Genomic DNA, 10169 nt, shown 5'->3' with positions numbered 1-10169 from the left:
GCAATGGACTGCCGTCCGATGGTCCTGCAAACGAAAACGCCGCCCATTGGGCGGCGTTTCGGCATTTTTGGAGAAACCAGATTACTTGATCTTGGTTTCCTTGAACTCGACGTGCTTCTTGGCGACCGGGTCGTACTTGCGGAACGACAGCTTGTCGGTCTTGGTGCGGCTGTTCTTGCTGGTCACGTAGAAGAAACCGGTGTCGGCGGTCGACAGAAGCTTGATCTTGATGTTTGCGGCTTTGGCCATGATTTCAGTCCGTTATGTTCGTGGGGTTTTGGCCGCTGGAGCACGGGGAAACACCCGGACGCGGGAAACTTGGCGCGACACATAAAGAACGTGCCTGGAAAGTCAAGCCCGGCGAAGCTTGTACCACCCGCCGGAGCAGGCCAGTAGCCTCAAATCATGCGCTTTCTCTCGCGGGCGCCCCAACCTTCTTCCAGTCTCCGGTGGTGTTCCACCAGCGATTCGGATTGGCGCGGTCGTCCAGCCCCTTGGAGCGGCTGGCCAGGATCGGCTGGATGCGGATCACCGGCTCCTGGTAGGAGTGCGCCTGGAAAATCGCCTCGACGACGCGCGCGGCCAGCACCTGGTCGTCGGGCAGTTCGAACGAAACCTCGACTGTGCCGGGGCGACGCCGCAACTCGGTCTCGGCGCCGGCGGCCGCCCCGTCGAGCGGCCTGTAGCGTTCGATGCCATGTGCCGACTGGTAGGCGTTGCGGTCATATTTGCCCATCGCCAGCGGCGCTATCGCCACCACCGCATCCATGATGCGGTCGACATCGGCGGCCGGCGCCTGAAAGGTCACCAGCAGGAGCAGTGTCATTCGCAACGAAGTGGTTTCAAAGCCGCTGTCGATCATGGGAGGATCCTCAACTTCAGATATTTTGAGGGAGCCTTATAACCGGAGGCTGCTGACACGGTTCTGTCAGCAGCCTGTCGTGTCGCCGCGTGAAATGCAGGCCGGAAGCAGCGTGGCGCTACAGCAGGATCTTGCGGACCAGCCTGACGCTGACCAGGCCGATGTAGGCGGCGAAGAACAGGCCGAGCGACCAGCCGAAGCCGGATGGACCGAACGCATCCATGCCGATGCCGATCGCTTGCGGACCGAGCACCATGCCAACGCCGTAGCAGAGCACGAAGGCGGCGTTGGCCGACGCCAGCTCGTGGCCGGAGAGCTGCGAGCCGAGATGGGCAAGGCCGATTGTGTACATGGCTGCAACGACGCCGCCCCAGACGAACAGAAGGGCCGCCATCAGGTGCCAGTTCTGCGCAAAGAAGGGCATGAAGACCGTGCCGGCAAGGCCGACAGTGGCGCAGGCAATCAGCAGATAGCGGCGGTCGCTGACGCGGTCGCTGATCATGCCGATCGGGATCTGCAGCAGCACATTGCCGAGGCCGATCATGGTCAGGAGAAGGGCTGCGTCGGCCTCGGAGTAGCCGATGCGGTTGCCATAGACCGGGAACAACGCAAAGCCGCCGGTTTCGACGGCGCCGAACACCAGCACGGCAGCGGTTGCTGACGGCACCAGCCAGATGTAGCGCAGGAAATTGCTGGTTTCGCCATCAGAAGCGATGGTCGGGCTCTCATTGCGCGCCGCCAGCACCGGAATGGCGGCCAGCGTCACCAATGCGATGATGACGCCGAATGGCCTGAAGCCCGAACTGCCGAGATGGGCAAACAGCCACGGTCCCGCAGCAAAGCCGAGCGACAGGACAGTGGCGTAGATGCCGAGCACAAGGCCACGTCGATGCGGCGGCGCCGAGGTGCTGATCCAGAACTCGGACAGGATGAACAGCACCGTCAGCGCGATGTGCAGCACGATACGAAGCGGAAACCACATCCAGAAATCCGGCGCGAAGTGGAAGCCGACGAAGGCCAGGGCGCCGGTGGCAATCATGGCAATCATCGTCCAGGCCACGCCGAAGCGCATGGCGAGTGGCGTCGCCAGCGGGGCACCGGCGATCGAGGCTAGGCCGGCGACGGCCGTGTTGAGGCCGATCATCGACGCCGAATGGCCGCGCGTTTCGAGAATGACGCTGAGCAGCGGCATACCGAGGCCGATGGCGATGCCGACGACGCTGATCGACGAGATCGCCGCCACCATCGGCAGCCAGTGTACGCGTTCGTCGCCCTGTGGTTGGGTATCGACCGTCATGGGATGTCTGAATACTCGATGTTCTACAGAATTTCGCGGGTGAAGCGGTTGCGGACTAGCCGGTAGAAGGGCACAGGACCGCCCGGACGCAACTGCGGATCATGGGCGAGGCGCTTTTCGAGCTCGTCCAGGATCGTTCGGGTGATGTCGGGTATGTCGGCTTCCCTGGCCTTGGCCAGCGGCAGCCAGACCAGTTCTTCGAGTTCATTGGTCGGGCCGCCACCCGGCAGTTCGACGGCGACGTCATCGCGCCAGGCGCTGAAGAAACGTGTGTCGAAGCGGCGCACCCGGTTGGGTGGCGTGATGGCGCGCGCGACGAAGCGCAGCATGTCGAGAGAGGGTTGCACGCCGTGTTCGGCAAAGCCCTGCCAATCGGGTCTGGCGGTGATGAAAGCACCTTTGCGGCCAATCAGCAGCCCGGCTTCCTCATAGGTCTCGCGAATCGCCGACAAGGCAATGGCGCGGGCCCGCGCAGCACTTGTGCGGCCCGGCCCGGCGAGCAACTTTGCCTCCTGCTCCGGATGCAATACAGCGGCGACCGCGATGCGGCTGTCGGCCGGATCGGTGCGGCCGCCGGGAAACACGAACTTGCCTGGCATGAAGGCGTGGCCGGCATGACGACGGCCCATCAGGACCAGCACCTCGTCGCCCTCGCGGTCGAGCAGGATCAGGGTCGCCGCGTCGCGCGGACGAATTGGCTGGTCGCTATGAGCGATCATGCTCCGCTCGATCCTGTCGACTTCCGCCTTGGTCATACCGTCCATGCGCAGGACCTAGCGGAAACTTCTGGCAAGCGAAAGTGGCCTTTCACGGTCGGTGTGTTGCACCAGCGAGCGCAGCCAACTTTGACCTAGACCCCGGGATGGGGGTCGATCCCGTCATGCTCGCCGCCGAATCCGTGCATATAGAAGGCCCATTGCAGTCCGATGACGGCACCCTTGACCGGCTGTAGCAGCCCCACCGCCAGAATGATGGTCAGCGGTACCCAGATGGCGATGTGTTGCCAGGTGGACAGTGTCGATGTCGCCTCGACAGCCATGAAGGCGCCAAGCACGATGTGGCCGACGATGACGATGACGAGATAGGCTGGAAGGTCGTCGGCGCGGTGGTGGTACAATTCCTCGCCGCAGACGCTGCATTTATCGACGGTCTTGGTGAAGGCGCGAAACAACTTGCCTTCGCCGCAATGCGGGCAGCGGCCGAGCATGCCGCGTTTCATCGCCGTCCACAGCGGGCGGGCGGCCCGACCCGAGTGATGTTCGCCGCCGAAAACCTGGTCTTCCATGGCTGTTGCCATCATCTTCTCCTGCCGCGCGAACCCGGTCGCGATTGCGACGCGCGGGCGCGGCCCTTGGCCTTGTGAAACGACCGCTTGGAACCTGGCAAAGGCTTCGGGTCGGTCAACATCTCGAAGCGCATCGCGCCGGCCATTGGTGCCACCTCGACGAGCCGGACCTCAACGCGATCCGCGAGTTGGTAGCCTTTGCCCGAACGTTCTCCGAACAGGGAGCGGGCGGCTTCGTCGTATATATAGTAATCGCCATTCAAAGTTGACACCGGGATGAAACCATCTGCGCCATACTGCGGCAATTGGACAAATAGTCCCGATTTGGTGACGCCGGAGATGCGGGCGTCGAACCGGTCGTCGATTCGCTCGGCGAGATAGGCGGCGATCAGCCGGTCGACTGTGTCGCGCTCAGCCGCCATTGCGCGCCGTTCCGTGGCTGAGATCAGCACGCCAATGTCTTCGAGCCGTGCCTCCTCGTCCTGCGTCAGCCCGCCCGGACCGAGGCCGAGTGCGGCGATAAGTCCGCGGTGCACGATGAGGTCGGCGTAGCGGCGGATCGGCGAGGTGAAATGCGCGTAGCGCCTGAGGTTGAGGCCGAAATGGCCGATGTTCTTGGGCGAATATTCGGCCTGGCTCTGCGAGCGCAGCACCACCTCGTTGACCAGGCCTTCATTGTCGGCGCCGCGCACGCCCTCCAGAATGCCGTTGAACTGGCTTGGCCGCATCTGCGCGCCGCGCGCCAGAGACAGGCCAAGCGTCTGCAGGAATTCGCGCAGCGATTCCTGCTTGGCCAGCGAAGGCGCGTCATGGACGCGGTAGACCAGCGCCTGCTTCTTCGCCTCCAGCGTCTCTGCCGCGGCGACATTGGCCTGGATCATGAATTCTTCGATCAGCTTGTGTGCATCAAGCCGTTCCGGCACGATGACGCGATCGACGGTGCCATCCGGCTTGAGCAGGATCTTGCGCTCCGGCAAGTCGAGTTCGAGCGGCTGGCGGCCGTCGCGGCCTCGCTTCAGGATCGCATAGGCGTCCCACAGCGGCTTCAGCACGGTGTCGAGGATCGGACCGGTCTTGTCGTCCGGCACGCCGTCGATCGCCGCCTGGGCTTGTTGGTAGGCAAGTTTTGCCGCCGACTTCATCATCACGCGATGGAAGGAGTGCCTCAGCTTGCGGCCGTCGGCCGAAAAAACCATGCGCACCGCCAGCGCTGGGCGGTCCTGACCTTCGCGCAGCGAGCAGAGATCGTTGGAGATGCGCTCGGGCAGCATCGGCACGACGCGATCCGGGAAATAGACCGAATTGCCGCGTTTCAGCGCTTCGCGGTCGAGTGCCGTGCCATAGCGGATGTAGGCGGCGACATCAGCGATCGCCACTGTGGCGACCACGCCGCCAGGGTTCTTCTCGTCGAGATCCGATGTGGCGAAGACGGCGTCGTCATGGTCCTTGGCGTCGGCCGGATCGATGGTGACCAGCGGCAGGTCGCGCCAGTCCTCGCGGTGATCCATCGTTGCGGGCTTGACCGCTTCGGACTCGGCGATGACGTCGGCAGGAAAAATATGCGGAATGTCATGCGCGTGGATGGCGATCATCGAGACCGCCTTTTCGCTGGTCAGCGAACCCAGCACGTTGAGCACCTTGGCTCTAGGCAGCCCATAGCGGGAGGCGCGCGCCGGCTCGACCTCGACGAGGTCGCCGTTCCTGGCGCCGTTCTGGAATTCCTTGTCGACGATCAGTTCGGGCTGGCGCCGCTCGACCGGCTCGATGCGGAAGGTGCCGTCCTGCAAGATGCGAAAGACACCGAGAACCGCATCGCTGCGCTTCTCGAAGATCTTCATCACCCGCCCGGTATAGGCTGGGCCTGTCGCTTCGTTGGTCGGAAAGGTCTTGGCCAGCACGCGGTCGCCGATGCCGGGCGCCGGGCCGTTGCCGCTGCGCGAGATCCGGATGGAGACAACGGGTGGCTCACCAGTGCCGACGGCTTCCGCTGGATGCGCCAGCAAAATGCCGTCGCCGTCACGGCCAAAGATATCGAGCACGGCGACGTGGGGCAGGGCGCCAACGCGGGCGAGTTTTTTGCGCTCCTTGGTCAGGACGCCTTCGTCCTGCAGGTCGCGCAAAATATCCTTCAGCCAGATGCGGTCGTCGCCGCGCAACGCGAACGCCTTGGCGATGTCGCGTTTGCCGGCGCGATCGGGATTTTCGGCGATGTAGCGCAGGATTTCGTCACGCGAGGGCCGATAGTCGTCCTTGACCTTGGCCCTCGTGTCAGCGGTGCGCGGATCGCCGTGGCTTCTACCGGTGATCCTGCGCGCCACGCCGTCCTACCCCTTTTTCTTCGCGGCCGGCTTCTTGCCCGCCGTTTTCTTGGCCGTCGTCTTTCCGGTTGCCGGCGCCTTGGCCGCTGCCGCCTTGCGGAACGGCTTCTTGCCGCCGCCGCCCTTGGCTTCCTTCTCGGCTATCAGCGCCAGCGCGTCCTCAACCGTCACCGATTGCGGATCCTTGCCCTTGGGCAGGGTGGCATTGACCTTGCCAAAATTCACGTAAGGCCCGTATTTGCCGTCACGCACGACGATCTTGCCGCCGCCATCGGGATGGTCGCCAAGCTCCTTCAAGGCGGCGGCTGTGCCGCCATTGCGACCGCCCTTGCCCTTCAACTGCTTCTCGGCGATCACCGACACGGCGCGGTTGAGGCCGATCGAGAACACGTCCTCGATGCTGTCGAGATTGGCGTAGGTGCCGTCATGCAGCACGAACGGACCATAGCGGCCGAGCCCGGCCGAGATCATCTTGCCGGATTCCGGGTGCTGGCCGACATCGCGTGGCAGCGACAGCAGGGCGAGCGCCTTCTCGTGGTCGATGGTTTCAGCCGTCCAGCCCTTGGGCAGGCTGGAGCGCTTGGCCTCCTTGCCGTCGCCGCGCTGCAGATAGGGGCCAAAGCGGCCGCTGCGCAGCGTGATTTCCTCTGACGTATAGGGGTCCTTGCCGATGACCTTGGTGCCGTCCTCGCCATTGCCGTTCTCGCCATTGGGGTTGGCGGCATCGCCGAGCTGGCGGGTGAAGGAGCATTCGGGATAGTTCGAGCAGCCGACAAAGGCGCCGAATTTGCCAAGCTTCAGCGACAGATTGCCGGTGCCGCATTTCGGGCAGATGCGCGGATTGGAGCCGTCCTCACGCGTGGGAAACACCAGCGGGGCCAGTTCCTCGTTGAGCGCGTCGAGCACGTCGGTGACGCGCAATTCCTTGATGTCGGCAACGGCGCCTGAAAAATCCTTCCAGAAATCGCGCAGCACGTCCTTCCAGGCGAGCTTGCCGTCGGAGATCTCGTCGAGCTTCTCCTCAAGCGAGGCGGTGAAGTCGTATTCGACATAGCGTTCGAAGAAGCTTTCGAGGAAGGCCGACAACAACCGGCCCTTGGCCTGCGGCACCAGCCGGCGTTTGTCGATGGTGACGTAGTCGCGGTCCTCGAGCGTCTTCAGGATCGCCGTGTAGGTCGACGGCCTGCCGATACCGAGCTCTTCCAACTTCTTGATCAGCGAGGCTTCGGAGTAACGCGGCGGCGGCTCGGTGGTGTGCTGGGTGGCGTTGATCGCCTGACGGGCAAGCTGCTCGCCGGCGCGGATTTCCGGCAGGCGGCGATTTTCCTCGTCTTCCGTATCGTCGTCCTTCTGGTCGGTGTAGGCAGCGATGAAGCCATCGAAGCGAACGACCGAACCGATGGCGCGAAGCTCGGCGGTGCGGGGGCCGTTGACGGCCTCGATCTCGGCCGTGGTGCGTTCGATCTCGGCCGGCTGCATCTGGCTGGCGATGGCGCGCTTCCAGATCAACTCATAAAGCTGCATCTGGTCGGAATCGAGATATTGCCTGACTGAAGCTGGGGTGCGCATGAAGTCCGTCGGGCGGATCGCTTCGTGCGCTTCCTGAGCGTTCTTGGCCTTGGTGGTATAAAGGCGCGGCTTTTCCGGAAGGTATTTGGGCCCGAATTCCTTGGCGATGGCGTCACGGGCGGCCGAGATCGCCTCCGGCGCCATCTGCACGCCGTCGGTTCGCATATAGGTGATCAGGCCGGTCGTCTCGCCGCCGATTTCCATGCCTTCATAGAGGCGCTGCGCCACCTGCATGGTGCGGCTGGCCGAGAAGCCGAGGCCCGATGAGGCGGCCTGCTGCAGCGTCGAGGTGGTGAAGGGCGGGCCGGGATTGCGCTTGGTCGGCTTGGCTTCGACCGTCACCGCCTTGAAGGTCGCGCCTTCGAGCATCGACTTGATGTCATCTGCCTGCGCCTTGTTCGAAATGTCGAGCTTTTGCAGCTTCTTGCGATCGAAGGCGGTCAGCCGGGCTTCGAAGTTCTCGTCGCGCGGCGTGCCGAGGAGGGCAGCGATTTGCCAGTATTCCTCGCGGATGAAGCGTTCGATCTCGGATTCGCGGTCGCAGACCAGGCGCAATGCGACAGACTGGACGCGGCCGGCGGAACGGGCGCCCGGCAGTTTGCGCCACAGAACCGGCGACAGCGTGAAGCCGACGAGATAGTCGAGCGCCCGCCGAGCCAGATAGGCATCGACCAGCGGCGCATCGATCTGGCGCGGATTGGCCATCGCTTCCAGCACCGACGACTTGGTAATGGCGTTGAAGACGACGCGGCTGACCGGTTTGTCCTTCAGCGCGCGCTTCTGCTTCAGCACTTCCAGCACGTGCCAGGAAATGGCTTCGCCCTCGCGATCCGGGTCGGTGGCGAGGATCAGGCCGTCGGCATCCTTGACCGCCTTGGCGATGTCGGCAAGCCGCTTGCCCGAGGCGGTGTCGACCGCCCAGGACATGGCGAAATCCTCGTCCGGACGTACCGAGCCATCCTTGGCCGGCAAATCGCGGACATGGCCGAACGAGGCCAGAACCTTGTAGTTCTTGCCGAGGTATTTGTTGATTGTCTTTGCCTTGGCCGGCGATTCGACGACGACGACGTCCATGAGGTCTCATATCAGCTGTGATGCGGCAGAAGAATTCCGCTGCGCGCGACGAAATCTCGTTCTATTTGCCGCTCACATGGCCGCGCTTTTGCATCCGGTCAAGGGGAAGTGCCCAAATTGCAGGGCTGTCCGCAGCAATACACTCTTAGAGTGTATGGAGAAAATCACAGTATTCCGGTAAAGGGAGATGGCAGACGCGAGGCAGCGGAAACGACCCGATTCATTTTTCCGCCGAGTCGAGGAAAGCCGGCCGGGTATCGCAGGGGTGGACGCCATGAGAGCTTGCTTGGTGCCAGCCGCCGGGTTTGGAGGGATACCCGGCAGCCAGCCGAAGTCCCGCCAGCGGCAGGACCCGGATTGAGAACTCAGTCGGCCTTGACAATGTGCCAGACGCCGGCGACGCCATCGCCGGATATGTCGCCCGCCTTCTTGTCCTTGACGAAGGTATAGACGGGCTTGCCGTCATAGGCCCACATCTTGGTGCCGTCGGTGCGGTCGACGACGCTCCATTCGTCATCCGCCTTGGCGCCGGCCTCGGCCTTCAGCGGCGGCCAGTTGGTGGCGCACTTGTCGTAGCAATTGGTCTTGCCCTTCTCATCCTTGTCATAGGTATAAAGCGTCATGCCGTTGGCGTCGGTGTAGATCTTGGTGCCATTGACCTCAGCTTCCTTCCACGCCTCGGCGGCGAAGGATGCGGCGGTGCTCAGCAAAAGCGCGGCCAGCCCTACGGTTATGGTTTTCATGGAAATCTCCCTGGCTGATATCTGGAGGCGCGCGGGAAATCGCGGCCTCGCTGTATCAACGCTTGCGAGCCGGCGTTTCTTCCCCGACCTGCACATGCCGCGACGACTTGCCACAAAATGGTGATTGGTGGAGAAGCAAGGTCGAGCCTATATCGGCGCCGGAACGGTCGGAGCTTTGTAATGGCATTGGACATCGGCTATGTCAGCGCGGTCGGGGCGGGAGCGATCTCGTTCCTGTCACCCTGCGTGCTGCCGCTGGTGCCGCCCTATCTCTGCTATATGGCCGGCGTCTCGGTCGACGATTTTCGTGGCAATGCGGGCGTGACGGCTCGTGAGGGCGCGCGCGGCGCGCTGCTCTATGCCTCGATCGCCTTCGTGCTCGGCTTCTCGACCGTGTTCGTCGCGCTCGGCGCCGGCGCCTCGACCATCGGCCACTGGCTGCGGGTCTGGCAGGAGCCGCTGGCGATGGCCGCTGGCGTGCTGATCATCCTGATGGGCCTGAATTTCCTCGGCATCTTGCGCATTCCACTGTTGTCGCGCGAGGCGCGCTTCCAGTCGCAGGGCAAGCCGGCAAGTGCGATCGCCGCCTATGTCATGGGACTGGCCTTCGCGTTCGGCTGGACGCCCTGCATTGGCCCGGTGCTGGGGCCGATCCTGACGCTGGCCGGCGGCCGCGAGACAGTGGGCGAGGGCGCGCTGCTGCTCGCCGCCTATTCGCTTGGCCTCGGCATCCCGTTCCTCATCGCGGCGCTGTTTTCGGGCGCCTTCATGCGCTTCCTCGGCAAATTCCGAGTCCATCTCGGCCGCGTCGAGAAAGCCATTGGCGCGCTGCTGGTCGTCGCCGGGGTGTTTTTCCTCACTGGCGGCGTACAGACCGTATCCTACTGGCTGCTCGAGAATTTCCCAGTGCTCGGAYGGCTGGGGTGAATCCCCTTGCCTAAGATGCGAAAGGCGCGGCGTGGGCTCGCTGATTAAGAGTCAGCTGCTCTACCATCTCACCGGAATTTAACCGCATTGGTGC

At 63.4% G+C, this 10169-nt stretch carries 9 protein-coding genes; 1 reads left to right on the top strand and 8 read right to left on the bottom strand.

Annotation, left to right across the window (positions count from 1 at the left end; translation table 11 throughout):
• Positions 1–81: 81 nt before the first annotated feature.
• From rpmG to ACXJ7R_RS16195, 8 genes are all read right to left on the bottom strand, one after another.
• The gene (rpmG, locus tag ACXJ7R_RS16230; protein ID WP_006201775.1) at positions 82–249 is read right to left on the bottom strand and encodes a 50S ribosomal protein L33; all 168 of its coding nucleotides are present in this window, start codon (positions 247–249) and stop codon (positions 82–84) included.
• Between the two features lie 154 nt (positions 250–403).
• Positions 404–862, bottom strand: a complete 459-nt coding sequence (locus ACXJ7R_RS16225; protein ID WP_457152723.1) for a hypothetical protein — start codon at positions 860–862, stop codon at positions 404–406.
• Positions 863–980: 118 nt separating this feature from the next.
• Positions 981–2159 (bottom strand): MFS transporter, encoded by a 1179-nt coding sequence (locus ACXJ7R_RS16220; protein WP_457152722.1) that lies wholly within the window; start codon positions 2157–2159, stop codon positions 981–983.
• A 23-nt stretch (positions 2160–2182) separates the two neighbouring features.
• Entirely contained in the window at positions 2183–2923 is a 741-nt protein-coding gene (locus ACXJ7R_RS16215) for an NUDIX hydrolase (protein ID WP_457152721.1), read from the bottom strand.
• An 86-nt stretch (positions 2924–3009) separates the two neighbouring features.
• Positions 3010–3456: a DUF983 domain-containing protein gene (locus tag ACXJ7R_RS16210; protein WP_457152720.1), complete on the bottom strand. Its 447-nt coding sequence runs from the start codon at positions 3454–3456 to the stop codon at positions 3010–3012.
• A complete protein-coding gene (gene rnr / locus ACXJ7R_RS16205; protein WP_457152719.1) occupies positions 3456–5762 on the bottom strand; it encodes a ribonuclease R in 2307 nt (768 codons plus the stop codon). Before rnr ends, ACXJ7R_RS16210 begins: the two co-directional genes overlap by 1 nt.
• 6 nt (positions 5763–5768) lie before the next feature.
• Positions 5769–8405, bottom strand: coding sequence for a type I DNA topoisomerase (topA, locus tag ACXJ7R_RS16200; protein ID WP_457152718.1), 2637 nt, complete (start codon positions 8403–8405; stop codon positions 5769–5771).
• 365 nt (positions 8406–8770) lie between these two features.
• Entirely contained in the window at positions 8771–9148 is a 378-nt protein-coding gene (locus tag ACXJ7R_RS16195; protein WP_457152717.1) for a COG4315 family predicted lipoprotein, read from the bottom strand.
• A gap of 180 nt (positions 9149–9328) precedes the next feature.
• Here ACXJ7R_RS16195 and ACXJ7R_RS16190 point away from each other — a divergent pair, with 180 nt between their 5' ends.
• Positions 9329–10075 (top strand): cytochrome c biogenesis CcdA family protein, encoded by a 747-nt coding sequence (locus ACXJ7R_RS16190; protein WP_457152716.1) that lies wholly within the window; start codon positions 9329–9331, stop codon positions 10073–10075.
• Positions 10076–10169: the final 94 nt, after the last annotated feature.

This window comes from Mesorhizobium sp. P5_C1 (genome assembly GCF_054049815.1).
The sequence above is the reverse complement of the archived record's forward strand: the minus strand, read 5'-3'. Positions and strand labels throughout refer to the sequence as shown.